At 58.5% G+C, this 19,568-nt stretch carries 18 protein-coding genes; 4 read left to right on the plus strand and 14 right to left on the minus strand.

The features are described 5' to 3' along the window. Positions 1-147: 147 nt before the first annotated feature. Positions 148-522 (minus strand): DUF2784 domain-containing protein, encoded by a 375-nt coding sequence (locus ACIPIN_RS23760; protein ID WP_401122894.1) that lies wholly within the window; start codon positions 520-522, stop codon positions 148-150. A 217-nt stretch (positions 523-739) separates the two neighbouring features. On the opposite strand from ACIPIN_RS23760, the gene ACIPIN_RS23765 reads away from it, so the two are divergent. Further along, complete coding sequence (locus ACIPIN_RS23765) at positions 740-1,789, plus strand: hypothetical protein (protein WP_401122897.1); 1,050 nt, start codon at positions 740-742, stop codon at positions 1,787-1,789. Positions 1,790-1,848: 59 nt separating this feature from the next. Here the strand turns inward: ACIPIN_RS23765 and ACIPIN_RS23770 are convergent, their stop codons facing one another. The 6 genes from ACIPIN_RS23770 to ACIPIN_RS23795 form a co-directional block, all read right to left on the minus strand. Further along, entirely contained in the window at positions 1,849-2,409 is a 561-nt protein-coding gene (locus tag ACIPIN_RS23770; protein ID WP_401122899.1) for a membrane integrity-associated transporter subunit PqiC, read from the minus strand. Positions 2,410-2,425: 16 nt separating this feature from the next. Next, a complete protein-coding gene (locus tag ACIPIN_RS23775; protein ID WP_401122902.1) occupies positions 2,426-4,081 on the minus strand; it encodes an intermembrane transport protein PqiB in 1,656 nt (551 codons plus the stop codon). Next, positions 4,062-4,706, minus strand: a complete 645-nt coding sequence (locus ACIPIN_RS23780; protein ID WP_401122904.1) for a paraquat-inducible protein A — start codon at positions 4,704-4,706, stop codon at positions 4,062-4,064. The genes ACIPIN_RS23775 and ACIPIN_RS23780 overlap by 20 nt, the downstream gene beginning before the upstream one ends. Then, positions 4,703-5,299, minus strand: a complete 597-nt coding sequence (locus tag ACIPIN_RS23785) for a paraquat-inducible protein A (RefSeq protein WP_401122907.1) — start codon at positions 5,297-5,299, stop codon at positions 4,703-4,705. The genes ACIPIN_RS23780 and ACIPIN_RS23785 overlap by 4 nt, the downstream gene beginning before the upstream one ends. A 216-nt stretch (positions 5,300-5,515) precedes the next feature. Continuing rightward, positions 5,516-5,956 carry a CBS domain-containing protein gene (locus ACIPIN_RS23790; RefSeq protein ID WP_401122910.1) on the minus strand — a complete coding sequence of 147 codons (441 nt, stop codon included), beginning with the start codon at positions 5,954-5,956 and terminating at the stop codon, positions 5,516-5,518. A gap of 232 nt (positions 5,957-6,188) precedes the next feature. Next, positions 6,189-6,518 (minus strand): hypothetical protein, encoded by a 330-nt coding sequence (locus tag ACIPIN_RS23795; protein ID WP_401122913.1) that lies wholly within the window; start codon positions 6,516-6,518, stop codon positions 6,189-6,191. Positions 6,519-7,121: 603 nt separating this feature from the next. Here ACIPIN_RS23795 and ACIPIN_RS23800 point away from each other — a divergent pair. Further along, positions 7,122-9,485: a DNA polymerase II gene (locus ACIPIN_RS23800; RefSeq protein WP_401122915.1), complete on the plus strand. Its 2,364-nt coding sequence runs from the start codon at positions 7,122-7,124 to the stop codon at positions 9,483-9,485. Between the two features lie 3 nt (positions 9,486-9,488). Here ACIPIN_RS23800 and ACIPIN_RS23805 read toward each other — a convergent pair whose 3' ends face one another. Further along, positions 9,489-10,310, minus strand: a complete 822-nt coding sequence (locus tag ACIPIN_RS23805) for an aldo/keto reductase (protein ID WP_401122918.1) — start codon at positions 10,308-10,310, stop codon at positions 9,489-9,491. Between the two features lie 206 nt (positions 10,311-10,516). Between ACIPIN_RS23805 and ACIPIN_RS23810 the strand changes: the two genes are divergently transcribed. Continuing rightward, positions 10,517-10,732: a molybdopterin-binding protein gene (locus tag ACIPIN_RS23810; protein WP_054598130.1), complete on the plus strand. Its 216-nt coding sequence runs from the start codon at positions 10,517-10,519 to the stop codon at positions 10,730-10,732. A 206-nt stretch (positions 10,733-10,938) separates the two neighbouring features. Here ACIPIN_RS23810 and glyA read toward each other — a convergent pair whose 3' ends face one another. Both glyA and ACIPIN_RS23820 read right to left on the minus strand, forming a co-directional pair. Next, positions 10,939-12,177, minus strand: a complete 1,239-nt coding sequence (glyA, locus tag ACIPIN_RS23815) for a serine hydroxymethyltransferase (protein ID WP_401122921.1) — start codon at positions 12,175-12,177, stop codon at positions 10,939-10,941. Next, the gene (locus ACIPIN_RS23820) at positions 12,174-13,379 is read right to left on the minus strand and encodes a benzoate/H(+) symporter BenE family transporter (protein ID WP_401122923.1); all 1,206 of its coding nucleotides are present in this window, start codon (positions 13,377-13,379) and stop codon (positions 12,174-12,176) included. Before ACIPIN_RS23820 ends, glyA begins: the two co-directional genes overlap by 4 nt. Positions 13,380-13,730: 351 nt before the next feature. On the opposite strand from ACIPIN_RS23820, the gene ACIPIN_RS23825 reads away from it, so the two are divergent. Further along, positions 13,731-15,119, plus strand: a complete 1,389-nt coding sequence (locus ACIPIN_RS23825) for a PLP-dependent aminotransferase family protein (protein WP_401122926.1) — start codon at positions 13,731-13,733, stop codon at positions 15,117-15,119. A 123-nt stretch (positions 15,120-15,242) separates the two neighbouring features. On the opposite strand, the gene ACIPIN_RS23830 is transcribed toward ACIPIN_RS23825, so the two are convergent. The 4 genes from ACIPIN_RS23830 to potA form a co-directional block, all read right to left on the minus strand. Next, on the minus strand, positions 15,243-16,364 hold the full coding sequence (locus tag ACIPIN_RS23830; RefSeq protein ID WP_401122928.1) for an AI-2E family transporter: 1,122 nt from the start codon (positions 16,362-16,364) through the stop codon (positions 15,243-15,245). 252 nt (positions 16,365-16,616) lie between these two features. Continuing rightward, the gene (locus tag ACIPIN_RS23835; protein WP_401122931.1) at positions 16,617-17,516 is read right to left on the minus strand and encodes an ABC transporter permease subunit; all 900 of its coding nucleotides are present in this window, start codon (positions 17,514-17,516) and stop codon (positions 16,617-16,619) included. Beyond that, positions 17,513-18,394 (minus strand): ABC transporter permease subunit, encoded by an 882-nt coding sequence (locus ACIPIN_RS23840; protein ID WP_401123002.1) that lies wholly within the window; start codon positions 18,392-18,394, stop codon positions 17,513-17,515. The genes ACIPIN_RS23835 and ACIPIN_RS23840 overlap by 4 nt, the downstream gene beginning before the upstream one ends. Positions 18,395-18,423: 29 nt before the next feature. Beyond that, a complete protein-coding gene (potA, locus tag ACIPIN_RS23845; RefSeq protein ID WP_401122934.1) occupies positions 18,424-19,566 on the minus strand; it encodes a polyamine ABC transporter ATP-binding protein in 1,143 nt (380 codons plus the stop codon). Positions 19,567-19,568 lie beyond the last annotated feature (2 nt).

A 19,568-nucleotide genomic window follows, 5' to 3' on the forward strand; every position in this document is an offset into this window, starting at 1 on the left:
CAGCAGTGAAACGATGCATCGCCGATGGTAGTGTGGGGTTTCCCCATGTGAGAGTAGGTCATCGTCAAGATTAAATTCCGAAACCCCTATCTGCGACTGCAGGTAGGGGTTTTGTTTTGCCTGCGAAAAAGTACGCGAGCAACCCGACTACGTTGCCCGCGCTAGCTTCCACTGTCTGGCCAGGCGCACATAGACAATCACGTTGATCAGCAAAACCAGGCTACCCAGCCCTAGCTGTATCGCCGGAGTCAGTCCGGCCGGGTATATCAACGGCCATACATAATGCTCAATGAAACTGTCACCGTAACCGTACTGTCCGGCGGGTTGGCGCAAAAGGTTTTCCCAGCGGGTCAGCGGGCAGGTCAACTGGAAGACTTCGACTACCACGGCCCACACAGCTGCGGGCAGGTGCCACCAGATCACATGCCGCCATTTGAGCGCCAGTAGGCCGCCGAAGAGCGCGAACAGAATGAACAACAGATGAAACAGTACCAACGTGTCGGCGGTGATTCGGTAAACCATGACGACTCCGTCCTCTAACGTATTTCCATAGCATCCGGGCATGCGGTTTTATTGAAGTGAGGCTGTTCTACTTCACCAAAACCTTAGGCTCCCATCGTGATTCTTTGTCCATCCTTTCGCCACCTATACTCAAAATACAGTGGTTGGAAACGCTGGCTGTTCCGTTCGGACAGCGGATAGGTTAGCGCTGTCGTGTCATTTTCAGGGGACTGCGATCTTGAGTCTGCGCTTCCTGCTTGTCGTCTTGCTAGCAGTGTTGGCAGGATGTGCCACAGTACATCGCGCCTCGGAGCCGACTGCGCCGGTTGTGATCTCCGAAGCGACCTGGCAGCAGATTGATCAAGACATAGACGCCGCTTCATTGGCCTCCAAAGGAATAGTCAAACGTTACACACGCAGTGCCATGGAGCGCTGGAGAGAGATGGTCTACCAGCGCACCGAAACAGACTTCATCCCGTGGTTTACCAGCTATTGGACCCAGCAATGGCTGTCTGCGAAGGTGGGTTGGTACAAGATGAGCAGCGGGGGAGAGGTCGATCCTGTGGTAAACCGGTTAACGGTCTACCTACAGGAGCAATACCATGAGCGCGTGCTGGACCCTGTCGCCAAGGTCACCGATCCCAACGTGATCATGGCCGACGCAATTACCCTCTATTTACAGACCCTCGACGCGCATCTCGTGGAGATCCAACAGCACTACAGTGCACCTCAAGATCAATTCGACCGTCGACTCAACGACATTCCAGCCATTGCGCTGGCACCGCCACCTGCGCGCAACGCTTCGCTCTATCAAATTGCTCACGCCGAACCGGTTACCAAACTGCCAGCCTATCAGGCCTTGATCGAACGAGTCCGCAGCGCTAACAGCGGTGCGGGGGCTGGGTTATCGGACGCCGGTATATCGTCGGTGGCCAAGCGAGCCGGTGAAAAGCTCGAGGGCCAGATCGCCACCCGTAGTGCCGCTGGCGCTGTTGCCGCGGCAGTTGGCCGAGTGGCAGGCGCAGTAATTTCCGTTGTGTCGGCGGGTATCGGCGCCTTCTCGAACGAGAATGATCGACCAGCGACGGAAGTGCAGCTACGCAAAAGCCTGGGTGACGCGTTCGACAAAGCGTGGCTCGGGTTGATGGAGAACGAGGCCAACGGGGTAATGGCGGGGGTCTACTACATTTCGGGACAGATAGAAGGCAGTCTCGCCAAAAACTTGCCGGTCGTGCCCGAACCTGCGCCGCTAGTGTCTCCTCTGCAAGGCGATCAGGCTCTTCAGTAAGGAAGGCGTGACTACGACAGCCCTTTCGATGCTTGCCACGGATATGAACAGCCCGCCCGCTACTCGGCAGGAGGACATCCGTTGAAGGGCGCGCTGACCATTTTATTGATCAGACTGGCCAGTCGTTTTACGTTGTTCTGATGAGCTGCCACCAGATCATCAATGGTCGGGCCCGCCGGCGTTTGCAGCGTCGTGCGGCAGGTCAGCGGTGCGCTGCTTGTATCAGTTTCGACAGTTCTCAGGCGCCATTTCAAATCGACGAGTGCGTACTGACCGGGAACAGAATCAAAACGCTGAACATCGACCCGTAGCGATACTTTGCGCTGAGACGTCGCGCCGGACAGCTGATCGACCAAGGCGCTTTTTAACTCGTCGGACAGGCTGGCCCCCCACCATTCGGTTTCCAGAATTGCCAAGCCACTGTTGCCTTGGCGAATGACGATTTGCGGGCGGTCGACCTGAGGCGGCACGGTAACCCGCTCAATCTGGATATCCGCGCCGCCCCGCGAGCCTGTGGCTGGCTGGGCCGGAGTCAGGGTGTGGTAATGAATCGGATCACTGCGGCACGCAGCGAGCAATACCGCCAGACTGAGCAACGAAACTTTCAGCGATAAAGGCATGGGCGTGCTCCTGGGGTCAGTTGCTCGAAGACGGTTGCAGGTTCAGTACGGGAAGACCTTTGGGCCGCCCGCGCAGCAAGGATTCCGGGTGCTGGGTCAGATAGTCCGACAACTCCCGCAGCGAGCGTGACACACGCCCGAGTTCGTCCAGGGTTTCGCTCAGTTGTTGACGTTGTGGCGAGTCTTCGGCGAGGGTAGAGCTGGCCGATTGCAGGGTTTTGCTCATGTCCTGCAAGGTGTTCTGTACACCAGGCAGTGTCTTGCTGTTGAACTGCTTGAGGCCACTGCGCAGTTCCGTCAGATTGCTATCCAGGTTGTTGGCGATGCGCTCGATCGGCAGTTTGTTGATCTTGTCGACCATCGCCTGGAGCTGCTCTTGCAGCTGTTCGAGGCTGGCGGGAACGGTGGGTATCTGGACGGGTCGGGCATTGGGATCGAAGGCAACTTTTTCGGCTTTGGGGAAGAAGTCCAGCGCAATGTACAACTGCCCGGTCAACAAGCTGCCACTGCGGGCCTGAGCGCGCAAACCATGCTCGACAAACGTGCCCATGAGCCGGATGCCAGCCTGTTCGTCGTCGGGATTGTGGTTCAAGGCCTTGAGCATCTTGATATGGGCCTGCCCCAAGCGTTGCGGGTAGAACACTATGCCCACGTTGATAGGGAAACTGCGGGTCTTCTCGTCGAAATCCAGGTTGATCGAGACCACCTTGCCGATTTCCAGTCCCCGGAATTCCACGGGGGCATCCACCTTCAACCCGCGCAACTCCTGATCGAAACGCAGTGACAGGAATTGCGCCTTGCCGTTGGGAGGGGCGAGAGCAGTCTGTTGATCGTCGAACAGCTCGAAGTTCTTGTCTTCGGCCGCCGGTTGGTCGTTGGGGCTGTAATCCGGAGCACGAAAGGTAATACCGCCCACCAGCAAGGCTGACAGTGACTCGGTTTTGACCGCAAAGCCATTGGCGCCGACATCGATGGCGATACCGCTGACATTCCAGAAACGAGTGTTTTCGGTGACGTGGACATCGTTCGGCGCCTTGACGAAGACTTGGATGTCCACACCCTTGCCCTCCGAATCCAGGGTATAGGCGACGACCTGGCCAACCGGAATCTTGCGGTAATAAACAGGGGAGCCAATATCCAGTGAACCGAGATCCTGGGTGTGCAGCATGAAATGCTTGCCCGGTTCCTCATAGGTGAGGGGGGGCGGGGTCTCAAGGCCGGTGAAGGTTTTGGCGCGGGCATCGGCGTGACCGGCGTCGGCACCGACAAAGGCGCCCGAGAGCAAGGTGTCGACTCCAGACACGCCACCAGCGCCAATGCGTGGCCGCACGACCCAGAACTTCGAGTCCTCGCGGGTGAAGGATTCAGCCTGCTTGACGAGTTTTACCGTGGCATTGACGCTCTTCTGATCGTCGCTCAATTCGACGTCGGAGACACGGCCGATCACCACGTTGCGGTATTTGACCTCGGTCTTGTTAGCCGTCAGACCTTCGCCGGTCTTGAAGTTGAGGGTGATGGTCGGCCCCTGTTGCAGCATGTTGTGCACCACCAGGGAAATCCCGACCAACACCGCCACGATCGGTACGATCCATACCAGGGAAACACTCCATCGACGGGTCTTGATGTTGGCGTGGCCGGGCAGTGGCGGCCCCTCAGTGGCTTGCGACTTCATCCCTGACCTCCTCGGATTTTCGGTTTTCCCAGATCAGGCGTGGGTCGAAACTCATCGCCGACAGCATGGTGAACACCACCACCAGGCCAAAGAACAGAATCCCCGGCCGGGGCTCGATATCGCCGAGCGCCTGAAACTTCACCAGCGCCGCGACCAGCGCGACGACAATCACATCAAGCATCGACCAGTAGCCGATCAACTCGACGAAACGGTAGAGCTTCGAACGTTCTTTACGGGCCCAGTGGCTGCCGCGTTGTGCCGTGATCAGCAGGAGCGAGAGGGCAACGAACTTGATGCCCGGCACCGCGATACTGGCGATGAAAATGATCAGCGCAATGTCCCCGGCACCATGTTCCCAGAACTCCAGCACGCCGCCGATGATAGTGCTTTCAGAGCCACTGCCGAACAGGCTGGTGTTCATCACCGGCAGCAGATTGGCCGGGACATAAAACACCAATGAGGCCAACAGGTAGGCCCAGGTCCGGGCCAGTGAGTTGGCTTTGCGGACATGCAAGGGTGCGCCGCAGCGCTCGCACTCGTGAGGGTGGTCGGTCATGTCGCAGGCATTGCCGCAACTGTGGCACAGGCAAAGGTTGAGGTCGCGGGCCTCAGGTGCGCTGTTCATAGGGTATCCCACAGGTCACGAACATCGCGGCCGGCAATCCGGATCAGCAGCAGGCTCAGCACCGCGAGGGCAAACAGGCCGATACCGGGCAGCACATCAAGCAGACCCGCGAGCTTGAACACCGCGACCATCGCCCCCAGCAGGCAGACCTCGAGCATGCTCCAGGGCCTGAGGGTTTCCAGCCAGCGCATGCACAGCTTGAATGCCGGTGAGCGCCTGGACGCAAGGGCGAAACTAAGCACCCAGACCAGCAACAGCAGTTGAATGATCGGCGCGATGATCATGGCGATGGCCGCGACCATGGCCATGAAGGTAATCGGCCCTTGGCTGAGCGCCAGCACCGAGTCCCATAAAGTGGCGCTGTTCTTCAGGCCTTGCAGGCTGATGCTCATCACCGGATAGAAGTTGGCGAAAATCCACAGCACGGCGGCTGTCAGGCTCAAGGCCAGGCGTTGCTCCACCGACATTCCGTTGTAGCGCTGAAGCACCCCGCCACAACGCGGACACAGCGCGGTTTGATGTTTGGCGAGCGCGACTTTCTCATACACGCAATCGCAATGTTCACAGATGATCAAATGATCAGTCCTGGTCATGGTTCGCGCTCAGGGGAAGTCGGAAGCTGCAGGCAGTTAAATGAATATAGAAGTGCCTCGCGATAGAGCAAATTTAAAGTGCGGGGATTGAGACAAGGCGGGACGGAGAGCGGTAGTAGCTAGCGGGCTCCACAACCAAAAACTGCGCGTTCTTGAGGATCAGTTCTTGATGATGAAGAATGCGCAGTCAGTGGTTCGATTGATGGGCGAAGGACACTATTCGCCGCGAATGTACTGCTCCAGCTGCTGGATCAACTCGGCCTGCTCGGCAATGGCTTCCTTGACGAGGTCGCCGATGGACAGCAAACCCAGCAGTTGGCCATTTTCCACCACCGGCAAATGACGCAGGTGCTTGTCGGTCATGATGTTCATGCAGGTTTGAACGGATTGATGGGAGTCCACCGTGATCACCGGCGAGTTCATGATGTCGCTGACGGGCGTACCCACCGAGGAGCGACCTTTGAGCACCAGTTTGCGCGCATAGTCGCGCTCGCTGATCACGCCAACGATCCGACCCTCTTCAAGCACTGGCAATGCACCGACGTTTTTCGCGGCCATCACCATCAGGGCTTCGAGCACCATCTGATGCGAGTTGATGGTATGAACCTGCTGGTTCTGTTCGGCCTTTAACTTGAGCAGTTGCGCGACGGTCTTCATGGGGGCCTCTCCGGTGTTGTATTTATTAGGCGTCGCCAAGCGCGCTGACGCTTATACAGAATCATAGACGCACGCCAACAGAGCAAGAGGGCAAAGCGGCATTCAGGGGGGCTAAAAGCGTCATGGAAGGGTGTTTCAGCTATCAGCAGTGCTGTTTCGCGCTCAGTGCGAGAGTGACCGCATTCCTGGCAGTCGCTGATAACCCGGGCGGGTTATCAGCGTCCTGGCACACTTAGCAGTAGCGATCAATTACGCACACGTCGGACTGATTCTGTGCGCTCTTCCATGCCTGATTCAGCGTTTCAAGAACACGCCCGACAAAGTCTTTGTCAGCGGCGGCTTTTTTGCCAACATAACCCTGGCCACGACGGTACATCTTCAGCCGGGCACGCAAGTCACGTTTGTTCTTTTCGAACTCATCTTCATGGGCGTGGGGCGACAGGCAGTCGATGTGCACCTGGCCAGACTCGGCAATCCACAGGATATGGCTGTCATGGCTGTCTTTGTGTGCCGCGAACATCCGAGCCAGTTCATCAATAGTCGGTTGATTGTTCAGATTCATGTGTAAGCCCCTTGACCAGTGTTTGATCTGTCTAGTTGGTTCGCTAATTCACTTCTCTACATCGGTAAGTTGATATCTGGTACCGAAACCAGGGCGACAGTGGGTGTCTGCCGAATATCGGCAGGGCCTTGAGCAGGATGCATGTAGTCTTGCCGAGAAACTGCTACGCACTTGCGGCACAGAGGGGAGAAACAGCGATTTCCTGGAAGTTGCTACCGACATAAATCAGCTCGGCCACAAGCATCTTGAGGATTGATCGCCAGCGTTTCTCGTCCTTGTACTGGACGCGCATGCCAGGTCAGCTTCATCAATCTGCCTTGTGGGCAGTACACATCCGGGAACAGCTCGGCGGTCAGTCGAGCCTTTTCACAACACTTTTGCCAATGCTCCCGATCGGGGAGACGTCCGCATCATGCAAGGGGAAAAACAACTCGTCAACGGTTTTGTAGTGAATATTTTTAATCACTACATAAAACGCTTTGGCGCCTGCAGGGTCGGCCTAGAGCCTTGTCCTACAATCACTTGCGGGACAAACGCAAAGGCAGCCGTGAGCACCGATGACGCGTAGAATCATCCCGTGAAATAGTCTTCGAGGTTGCAGTGGTGGATTTACAGCAGGGCTTCGTCTTGACCCGGCATTGGCGCGACACCCCGGCTGGCACGCAAGTCGAGTTCTGGTTGGCGACCGATCAAGGCCCAAGGCTTGTCCGGCTGCCGGTTCAGCCGTCGGTGGCGTTCGTTCCCGAGCAGCAGCGCGAGCAGGCCGAGTTGCTGTTGCGCGGTGAGCAGGGTGTCGAGTTACGGCCGTTGGGGCTACAGGATTTTCAGCATCGGCCGGTGTTCGGACTGTATTGCCAACAGCACCGCCAGTTGATGCACCTCGACACGCTCTTGCGCAGGGCCGGTATCGATGTCTTCGAGGCAGATATTCGGCCACCGGAACGCTACCTGATGGAGCGCTTTATCACCGCGCCGGTGTCGTTTACTGGAACGGCAGACGACTCCGGCACGCTGCTTGACGCTCATCTCAAACCTGCACCGGACTATCGCCCGAGCCTGAAACTGGTTTCGCTGGATATCGAAACCACCGAGCAGGGCGAGTTGTATTCGATTGCACTCGAAGGCTGTGGTCAGCGCCAGGTCTACATGCTCGGGGGGCCGAATGGCGACGACTCGCTGGTGGATTTTGCGCTTGAGTACTGCGACTCCCGAACCCTGTTGCTGAAAAAACTCAACGAGTGGTTTGCGCTCCATGACCCTGATGCAATCATCGGCTGGAACCTGGTGCAGTTCGACCTGCGTGTGCTGCACGAGCATGCGCGGCGTCTGGCCGTGCCGTTGCGCCTGGGGCGTGGCGGCGAGGAAATGCAGTGGCGCGAACACGGTTCGGGCAACAATCATTTCTTTGCCGCAGCAGCTGGCCGACTGATCATCGATGGCATCGAGTCGCTGCGTTCGGCGACCTGGAGCTTTCCCTCGTTCAGCCTGGAAAACGTCGCGCAGACGCTGCTGGGCGAAGGCAAGTCGATCGATAACCCGTATCAGCGCATGGACGAAATCAACCGCATGTTCGCCGAGGACAAGCCCGCACTGGCGCGCTACAACCTCAAGGACTGCGAGTTGGTGACGCGGATCTTCCACAAGACCGAACTGCTGACCTTTTTGCTGGAGCGCGCCAGCGTCACTGGTTTGCCGGCAGATCGCAGTGGCGGTTCGGTAGCGGCATTCACTCACCTCTACATGCCGTTGATGCACCGTCAGGGTTTTGTGGCGCCAAACCTTGGCGAGCGTCCACCACAGGCCAGTCCCGGTGGTTTTGTCATGGACTCGCAACCCGGGTTGTATGAGTCGGTGCTGGTGCTCGACTACAAGAGTCTGTACCCGTCGATCATCCGTACCTTTCTGATCGACCCGGTGGGACTGGTGGAAGGTTTGCGTCACCCCGACGACAGCGAGTCGGTACCGGGTTTCCGTGGCGCGCGCTTCTCACGGACCCGGCATTGCCTGCCAGCGATTGTCGCCCGTGTATCGGAAGGCCGGGAAGTTGCCAAACGCGAGCACAACGCGCCGCTTTCCCAGGCCCTGAAGATCATCATGAACGCCTTCTATGGCGTGCTCGGCTCCAGTGGCTGCCGGTTTTTTGATACGCGCCTGGCATCGTCGATCACCTTGCGCGGGCACGAGATCATGCTCAGGACTCGTCAACTGATCGAGGCGCAAGGGCACGCGGTGATTTATGGCGACACCGACTCGACCTTCGTCTGGCTGCGGCGCGCCCACGGTCAAGAAGAGGCGGCGCAGATCGGCCGGGCGCTGGTCGAGCACGTCAACCAGTGGTGGCGCGATCATTTGTTGCGGGAGTTCGGATTGCACAGCGTGCTCGAACTGCAATTCGAAACGCATTTTCGGCGCTTCCTGATGCCGACCATTCGCGGCGCAGAGGAGGGCAGCAAGAAGCGCTATGCCGGGCTGGTAACGCGCGCCGACGGTACTGACGAAATGGTCTACAAAGGCCTGGAAACCGTGCGCACCGACTGGTCGCCGCTGGCCCGGCAATTTCAGCAGGAACTCTACCTGCGGATCTTTCACCGTCGGCCTTATCAGGATTATGTTCGCGAGTTTGTGCGCGCGACATTGGCCGGTGAGCACGATGAGCTGCTGATCTATCGCAAGCGCCTGCGCCGTCCATTGGACGACTATCAACGCAACGTACCACCGCATGTGCGTGCCGCACGCCTCGCCGATGAGTACAACGATCGACAGGGCCGACCGCGCCAGTACCAGAGCGGCGGCTGGATCAGTTATGTGATCACGGTGGCGGGGCCCGAACCGCTGGAAACCCGCAGCGCGCCGATTGACTACGACCATTACGTCAGTCGCCAGCTGCAACCGGTGGCCGACGCGATCCTGCCGTTTGTTGACGACGATTTCAGCACGCTGATTGGTGGGCAACTGGGGTTGTTTTAAGCCTCAGACCATCGCCAGTCGATGCTTGCGGGTGGGGGCGCGAAAGGCTCGATCAAGCGCCTGAAGATCTTCAGCGTCGAGCTTCAATTCGCCAGCGGCGGCATTCAACCGCACGTGCTCAGGATGTACGGCTTTGGGGATGGCAATCACACCGTCCTGACGCAGCAGCCAGGCCAGTGACACTTGGGCTGCAGTAACGTTATGGCGTGCGGCGATCTGCTTCAGTGTCGGCTCGACCAAGAGGCTCCCGGCCTGGGCAATCGGACAATAAGCCATCAACGGCATGCGCTGTTGCCGGCACCAGGGCAGCAGATCGAATTCGATACCGCGCTCCTCAAGGTTGTAGAGCACCTGATTGGTCGCGCAGGCGTCAGAGGCCAATTCGTGCAGGTCGGCCATATCGAAATTGGACACGCCCCAACGGCCAATCTTGCCGTCATCGCGCAGGCGTTCGAAGGCATTGACGGTTTCTTCGAGGGGAAACTGGCCACGCCAGTGCAGTAAATACAGATCGATATAGTCGGTGCCCAAACGGCGCAAGCTGCGCTCGCAGGCCTGGGGAATACCGCGATGGCTGGCGTTGTGCGGATAAACCTTGCTGACCAGAAACACCTGATCGCGCAAACCGCCAATGGCTTCGCCAACCACTTCTTCGGCACCACCCTCGGCATACATCTCTGCGGTGTCGATCAGCGTCATTCCCAGCTCGATACCGCTGCGCAATGCGGCGATTTCATGGGTTCGTTGTTGTGGGTCTTCACCCATGCGCCAGGTGCCCTGGCCAATGACAGGGACGGACACACCGGCCAGTTCGAGCGTTCGCATGACAACCTCCAGACGGGATTTGATGAATAGAAATTGGGCCGCAGCGAAGCCAAGAGGTTCTATCGCAAACTCGACGCAATCCATTGCTTATATCTAAAAGAAATAAATATCTAGTTATTTATTCCTTTGTTTGGTGTTCGATCAGGTGCATTTTAGGGCCTCGCACAGCAGTGCTCGCGTAGCCCAATTCGACAGGAAGCGTAGTCATGACCATCAAAGCGATCAACGTCCGCAATCAGTTCAAAGGCATCGTCAAGGAAATCCTGGAAGGACCGGTAGTCTCTGAAGTCGATGTGCAAACCGCCTCCGGAATTGTCACCTCGGTGATTACCACACGCTCGATTCGTGATCTCGAATTGGTGGTGGGCAGCGAGGTCATTGCCTTCGTCAAATCCACCGAGGTGTCGATCGCCAAACTCTGACGCGGGTGTGACGGCTCCGGGTCTGGCGTCACGATCTCCCACCGAATACGCAAAAGCCCCGCATCTGCGGGGCTTCTTGTTATTGCAGTGAATTGTTCCTGCACGCGCTCAGTCCAACCTGTCTGGCGAGCATTCACGCCTAAATGGGTGGCCGGTTTTATTAGACCACTACATAGAGTCCCCTATCCGGTATGTTCCTCCAGCAATCAACTCGGCAGATACACCGGAAAACATTCACACAAGTGCATCACCCGGCGCCGAGTGTTATCCAGCAGCGCCGCGTTGTTCGGTTGTTCCAGCAGGTCGGCGGTCAGGTTCGCCACTTCAGCGCACTCCGCCTCGCCAAAGCCACGGGTCGTCAGTGCTGGCGTGCCAATGCGGATGCCGCTGGTGATCGCCGGTTTCTGCGGGTCGTCGGGAATCGCATTTTTGTTTAGCGTGATGTGGGCGCTTTCCAGCAGCGCTTCGGCATCTTTGCCGGTGATGTTCATCGAGCGCAGATCGAGCAGGAACATGTGGCAGTCGGTGCCGCCGGATACCACGCGCAAACCACGGCGGGTCAGGATGTCGGCCATGGTCCGGGCGTTGTTGATCACCCGTTGCTGGTAATGCTTGAACCCATCGCCAAGGGCTTCGTTGAACGCCACGGCCTTGGCCGCGATGACGTGCATCAGCGGCCCGCCCTGGTAAACCGGGAAAATCGTTTTGTCTAGCAGCGCAGCGTATTGAGCTTTGGCCAGGATCAGACCGCCGCGCGGGCCACGCAAGGTTTTGTGGGTGGTGGAGGTGATGAAGTCGGCGATGCCGACCGGCGACGGGTACACGCCCGCTGCAATCAGCCCGGCGTAGTGCGCCATGTCGACCATCAGGTAAGCGCCGATTTCATCGCAGATGTTGCGAAAGCGCTGGAAGTCAATGGTTCGGGAATACGCCGAGGCCCCGGCAATGATCATCTTCGGCCGGTGCTCCCGGGCCAGCGCTTCCATTTCGGCGTAGTCGAGGGTCTCGGTTTCCTTCTCCAGCCCATAGGAAAGTGCCTTGTAGAACTTGCCGGAAAAATTCACCGAAGCACCATGGGTCAGGTGCCCGCCATGAGCCAGGGACATCCCCAGAATCGTGTCGCCGGGTTCGAGCACCGCCAGAAACACCGCTTGGTTGGCTTGGGACCCGGAGTGCGGCTGGACGTTGACGTATTCGCAGTTGAACAGTTTGCGGGCGCGCTCGATGGCCAGGTTTTCGATCTCGTCGACGACCTTGCAGCCGCCGTAGTAGCGCTTGCCCGGATAGCCTTCGGCATATTTGTTGGTGAGCACCGAGCCCTGGGCCTGGAGCACTTCTTCGCTGACATAGTTTTCTGAAGCGATCAGCTCCAGGTGGGTTTCCTGGCGATTGCGTTCGCGGTCGATCAGGCGGGCGATGGCGGGGTCGAAATTCTGCAGGCTCATGGTCGGCTGCCCTCGGCGATGGCGGCGGCTTTGCTTTCCCGGGTGTAAGTCAGCACGAAGTGCGCCACGAGGCCGAAGATCAAGCCCCAGAACGCCGCGGCCAAACCGAGGAAGCTCATGCCCGAGGCGGTGACCAGGAAGGTGATCAGCGCCGCTTCACGTTGTTTCTCGTCGGCCATGGCGCCGGTCAGCCCGGCGCTGATTGCACCGAACAAGGCCAGGCCGGCGAGGGAGGCAATCAACTCTTTAGGCAGGGCGGAAAACACCGAGGCCAGGGTCGCGCCAAAGGTGCCCATCAGAATGTAGAACACCCCGCAGGCAATCCCGGCGATGTAGCGTTTGTCACGGTCTTCGTGGGCTTCGCGTCCGGTGCAGATCGCCGCCGTAATCGCTGCCAGGTTAAAGCCGTGGGAGCCGAACGGGGCCATCAGAGTCGAGCCAATCGCGGTGATCGAAATGATCGAGCGCGCCGGGGTGTTGTAGCCCGAGGTGCGCAACACCGCCATGCCGGGGACGTACTGGCCGGTCAGGGTCACCAGGGCCAATGGCAGGCCAATGTTGATGATTGCGTGCCAGCTCCACTCGGGGGCGATGAAGACCGGGTGGGCCACTGCGATGGTGATCGAGCTGCTGTTGAGTTCACCGAACGAGGCGGCCACGGCGCAACCGATAATCAGCACCGAGAGAATGGCGTAGCGCGGCGAAAAGCGTTTGAAGATCAGGTAGGCCGCGATCATCGACAGCACCAGCACCGGTTGCAGCTTGATCGATGTGAACAGCTCGGCGCCGAAGCGAAACAGAATGCCCGCGAGCATGGCCGCGGCGATGGCTTTGGGCAGGCGACTCATCAGTTTGTCGAACGCCCCGGACAAACCGACCACGGCGATGATCACTGACGCCACTGCATAGGCGCCGATGGCCTCGGGCAGGGTAACGGTGGGCAACATCGACACCAGCAACGCCGCGCCCGGCGTCGACCACGCTGTGATCACCGGAATCCGCAGGCGCCAGCTCAGGAACAGGCCGGTAATGCCGCTGCCGATGGAAATGGCCCAGATCCACGAAGACACCACGTCGTTGGGCAGATGGGCTTCCTTGGCTGCCTGAAACACGATGATCAAAGGGCCGGCATAGGAAATGATCACGGCGATGAAGCCCGCAATGACCGCTGACAGGGATAGATCCTTTCTGAGTGTGTCCATGATGTCTCGACTTGGCGCGGCAGAGTCGCGCAGTGATCAGGGGGGTGGATTGAGTCGATTGATTCGATTCGTGATGAGTGTATTTGAATGAATTGAGTTGATTCAATAGACGGCGTGGTTGTTACGAGATGTTTTTTTGCTATCAGTGCTTGTTTTTCGGCTATTAGGTGTTTAATTATTTGATTTATAAGATTATTAGTTCTTGTAAAAATATCTTCGCGGCGCAATACATATCGATTCAATCGTCGCATCAATCGACTCAATTTATCGATTTGATCGATTTATTAGTTGCCTAACCTCCATGTGATATGCTCGGATATTCATCATTTCTACGATGGGCAGTGATCATTCATGTGGGTTCCCCAGCTAAGCGAGTTCAGCCAGCCGATGTATTTATCGATTGCCGATGCGTTGGCGCGCGATATCAGCAACGGCGTATTGAACGAAGGTGATCGCCTGCCGACGCTGCGGGAGCTGGCCACCACCCTGAATGTCACGCCGGGCACCATCAGTCGGGCCTACAGCGAAGCCCATCGACGTCGTCTGGTGCAGGGGGAAGTCGGGCGGGGTACTTATGTGCTCAATCAAAAGCAGCTGGAACTGCCAGCCAGCAACAGCGCCGCGCCGCTGAACCTGGGGCAATCCGAATTACTCGATCTGTCGATCATCAAGCCCTACAGCGAAACCCTGGAATACTGGTTGCGCGGCGCGCTGGTGGGCATGGCCAAGAGCACCGATTTCGCCCGTGCCCTGGATTACGCGCCGGACGGCGGTCACCCGGCTCATCGCGAGGCGGGTGCGCAGTGGTTGCGCCATTCGTTGCCCGATGCGCAATGGCAGCAAGTGGTAATCACCGCCGGTGCACAGCATGGCTTGATGGTCGCGATGAGCGCCCTGACCAACGCCGGTGACCTGGTGCTCTGCGAAGAGCTTTGCTACCCCGGCATCATTTCCCTGGCCCATGGTCTTGAGCGCCGCCTGCGTGGCGTACCGATGGACGATGAAGGGATCATTCCCGAAGCACTGCGCGAACTGTGCCTACGGGAGAAACCGGCGATGCTGGTTTGCGTCGCGACCTGCCAGAACCCGACGGCGGCGATCATGTCGCAAAAACGCCGAGCACAAATCGCGGCACTGGCCGAAGAGTTCGACTTCATCATCCTGGATGATGACATCTACGGCTTCCTCGCCACCGACCCGTCGATCAAGCCGTTGTCGGCGTTTGCGCCGGATCGTTCGGTGTACCTGACCAGTCTGTCGAAATCGGTCATGCCGGCGCTACGCGTCGGCTATATCTATAGCCCGCCCAAATTGCTGTCGCGCCTGACCTCGATGGTGCGCAGTAGCGTCTGGATGCCGTCGCCGCTGACCGCGCAATTGGCCAGCAATGTGATCACCGAAGGCCTCGACAAAAAACTGATCCGCATCCAGCGCAACGAAGCCGCCGGGCGGCAAGCGATTGCCCGGGAAATCTTTGCCAATTTCGAGCTCAAGACCCAGCCGTATTCCTACCACGTCTGGTTGACGCTGCCCGAGCCGTGGACCAGCGACGAGTTCACCATGCTGGCCCGGGCCAATGGTGTGCTGGTACTCAGTGGCACCCAGTTCCAGGCCGAACGCTCCGGGATTACCCGTTGTGTGCGGCTGGTGCTGATGTCGCCCACCAGCCAGGACGAATTGCGCTTCGCCCTGACCAAACTGGCCAGCCTGATCGATTCCGACCCGCGACGTTACTACTGAGTCACCGCAGGCTGCGATCTTTCTCGCTCAAGGTTGCTACCCGATACACTCGGAAACTTGTGCGATAAATTGCCAACTCTCGGTGCCAGTGTGGCCCTGCCATCCAGCTCCTTCATCCAGCGCTCAGTCCAACGGTTTGCCAGGATCCGCGGTACCCGATTCTGAAGTAGTGACCGGTGGCGGCTGATACACCCATGACATGAACAACTGGTAACCCATCGCAAGCAGGACCGGTCCGATGAACAGCCCGATGATGCCGCTGCTCAGCATGCCGCCGAGGGCGCCGATCAGGATGATCGGCATCGGCACCGCTACGCCGCGGCCCAGCATTAAGGGTTTCAGCACGTTGTCGGAAAGGCCCGCGAGCACGAGCCACACGGTGAAAATGATGCTCGAAACACCGACGCCGTCGCGGAAAAAAACGTAGAGCACCACGGGAGTAATGATCAGCAGCGTGGGCAATTGTATGATCCCCACCAACAGCACTAGCAACGCCAGAACACCTGCGCCCGGAACACCCATCACCACCAGGCCAATGCCCACCAGCACCATCTGGATAAAGGCAACACCGACCACACCTTGGGCCACGGCGCGAATGGTTGCGGTGCAGAGCGACGCCAGTCCGGGGCCGTGTTCCGGACCGGAAATCCGTGTGGCGATGGCCAGCGCGGTGCGTTGGCCACTGTCGCCATGGGCCATGATCAAACCAGAAATGAACAGCGCCAGCACAAACACCATGATCCCTGCACCGGCGCCGGCCAGTCGGGTCAGCACGGTTCTGCTCAAATCCTTGAGGTGCGGTGCGATTTGCGAAAAGACCCAGCTCAGGTTCTCCGAGGCATGGGTCCAGAGACTGAACAGCGGCTCGCCGATCAGCGGCCAGGTTTGCACGACTGCAGGCGGCGGCGGAATCTCGAAGGTCCGACCCTGCATTGTGTGCATGTTGGCCTGAACGGAATCTGCAATCGAGGCGCCCAGCAGCCCCATCGGCACGATCAGGCAGGCGAGCCCGAGGATCACCACAATCACTGCGGCCAAGCCGTGTCGATCGCCCAGAGTGGCAGCCAGTTTCTGATTCAGCGGGTAAAGCGTGATCGCCAGAATCACCGACCACAACACGATGTTCATGAACGGATGGAAGATCTGAAAGCAGAACATCACCAGTACAGCGATCAGCCCGGCGCGGATCAGCACGTCGAGTAGCTCGCGGGCATTGTTCAATCCCATGATTCGGTTGTTGCTCATCTGCATTGGCTCCGTTGCTGGCTGCCTGAAGTCTAGACAGCTTTGTTCGGTGCGCCGGGCAAATTAGGAGGGCGATCTGAAAAGCAAAAAGGGCGCCCGAGGGCGCCCAAAATCACCTTAACCGAGGAGCCAGGTGAGGCCGTTCGTGTAACGGCAGCGGTGGTAAGGCGCTGCGTGAACGGTAATGCGTGACGCGCCCGACAAGGGCGCGCCGTTGTCTATTCAGTGCAGTCGCGGTGAAGCGCGACGGCGTTAAGCCGTCGCACCGATCCGTTGGGTAACAGGTCGCTGTGAGTCAGGTTGCTTCCAGGATTCGCTCGCGGTCTGATCCATGGCTTCCTGGATCGCGAGTTTGCGATTGGCTTCGGCCTTGCGGCTGAAGTACCAGACCATGAAGGTCACGATCGACACCGCCAGCAGAATCAGGCTCGCCACGGCGTTGATCTCAGGCTTCACGCCCAGACGCACGGCCGAGAACACTTCCATTGGCAGGGTGGTCGAGCCCGGGCCCGACACGAAGCTCGCCAACACCAGGTCATCCAGCGACAGGGCGAACGACATCATGCCGCCCGCGGCCAGCGATGGCGCGATCATCGGAATGGTGATCAGGAAGAACACCTTCAATGGCCGTGCACCGAGGTCCATGGCGGCCTCTTCGATGGACAGGTCCAGCTCACGCAAGCGCGCCGACACCACCACCGCCACATAGGCAGCACAGAACGTGGTGTGGGCGATCCAGATGGTGAAGATGCCCCGTTCCTGCGGCCAGCCGATCATCTGCGCCATGGCCACGAACAGCAGCAACAACGACAGACCGGTGATCACTTCCGGCATCACCAACGGCGCGGTGACCAGGCCGCCGAACAGCGTGCGACCCTTGAAGCGGGTGACGCGGGTCAGCACGAAGGCCGCCAAAGTGCCCAGCGCTACCGCAGCAATCGAGGTGTAGCAGGCGATTTCCAGCGAGCGCACCACCGAGCCCATCAGTTGGGTGTTATCCAGCAGGCCGACGTACCACTTCACCGACCAGCCGCCCCAGACTGTCACCAGTTTCGAGGCGTTGAACGAGTAGATCACCAGAATCAGCATCGGCATGTAGATGAACAGCAGGCCGAACACCAGCATCATTCTTGAAAATCCGAAACGGTTCATGCCCGTCCCTCCATCTCTTTGGCTTGGCTGCGGTTGAACAGGATGATCGGCACAATCAGGATCGCCAGCATCACCACCGCCAACGCGGACGCCACCGGCCAGTCACGGTTGTTGAAGAACTCCTGCCACAGCACGCGACCGATCATCAGGGTTTCCGGGCCACCGAGCAGTTCCGGAATCACGAACTCACCGACCACCGGAATGAACACCAGCATGCAGCCGGCGATAATGCCGTTCTTGGCCAGCGGTACGGTGATTTTCCAGAAGTTGTTGAAGTTGCTTGAACCCAGGTCCGATGCGGCTTCCAGCAGACTCTGGTCATGCTTGACCAGGTTGGCGTACAGCGGCAGCACCATGAACGGCAGGTAGGCATACACCACGCCGATATAGACCGCGGTGTTGGTGTTGAGGACTTCTATCGGCTCCGAAATCAGCCCGGTCCACAGCAGAAACGCATTGAGCAAGCCATTGTTGCTGAGGATACCCATCCAGGCGTAAACGCGGATCAGGATCGCCGTCCAGGTCGGCATCATGATCAGCAGCAGCAACACGTTCTGCGCTTCCTTGCTGGCCTTGGAAATCGCGTAGGCCATCGGGAAGCCGATTACCAGGCACATGGCCGTGCTGAGGGCGGCCATTTTCAAGGAGCCCAGATAAGCCGAGATGTACAGCTCATCGTCGCCCAGCATGGCGTAGTTGCCGAGGTTCAACAGCAGATGAAATTTCTGCTCAGCGAAGCTGTAGATCTCGGAGTAGGGTGGAATGGCCAGGGCTGCTTCGGAAAAACTGATCTTCATCACCAGGAAAAACGGCAGCATGAAGAACAGGCACAGCCACAGGAATGGAATACCGATGACGACTTTACGGCCGCTCGGCAAAAACCGCTGAAACTGCTGAGTGAGAGTGTTCATGTGCGCAGTACCACGCCGCTATCGTCTTCCCACCAGACGTAGACCTGATCGTCCCAGGTTGGGCGGGTGCCACGGCGTTCGGCGTTGGCCATGAACGACTGCACGATCTTGCCGCTTGGCAACTCCACGTAGAACACCGAGTGCCCACCGAGGTAGGCGATGTCATGCACCTTGCCTTGGGACCAGTTGTAACGGGTCTCGGGTTTGAGGGTGCTGACCAGCAGTTTTTCCGGGCGGATGGCGTAGGTGATCGACTTGTCCTGCACCGACGTACTCACGCCGTGGCCGACGTAGATCTTCTGATCCAGGTCCGGGCTGTGAATGATCGCGTGACCTTCCAGATCTTCTACAACGGTGCCGTCGAAGGAGTTCACGTTGCCGATGAATTCGCAGACCATGCGGCTGACCGGCGCTTCATAGATGTCGACCGGGCTGCCGATCTGGGCGATCCAGCCCAGGTGCATGATCGCAATGCGCTCGGCCATGGTCATGGCCTCTTCCTGATCGTGGGTCACCATGACGCAGGTCACGCCGACGCGCTCGATGATTTCCACCAGTTCGAGCTGCATCTGCGAGCGCAGCTTTTTATCCAGTGCGCCCATCGGTTCGTCGAGCAGCAGCAGCTTCGGCCGTTTGGCCAGTGAGCGGGCCAGTGCAACACGTTGACGTTGACCGCCAGAGAGTTGGTGCGGCTTGCGCTTGGCGTACTGGGTCATGTGAACCAGCTTGAGCATTTCCTCGACGCGGGCGTCGATTTCGCTGGCGGGAAGGCGATCCTGCTTCAGGCCGAAGGCAATGTTCTGCGCCACGGTCATGTGCGGGAACAGCGCGTAGGACTGGAACATCATGTTGATCGGCCGCTCATAGGGCGGCATATCGGTGATGTCTACGCCATCGAGGTAGATTCGCCCTTCGGTCGGCCGCTCAAAGCCTGCCAGCATGCGCAGGAGTGTCGATTTACCGGAACCCGAACCGCCCAGCATGGCGAAGATTTCGCCTTGGTAGATGTCCAGGGATACATCGTCTACGGCAACGGTTTCATCAAATTTCTTGGTTACGCGGTCGACTCTCACCAGAACCTTCTTGGGTTGCTGGTTACCTTCTAGAGCCTTCCTGTAGATGCTGGAGGCGTTTGCCATGT

The organism is Pseudomonas sp. NPDC087697, from assembly GCF_044743155.1.
GTDB lineage: Bacteria > Pseudomonadota > Gammaproteobacteria > Pseudomonadales > Pseudomonadaceae > Aquipseudomonas.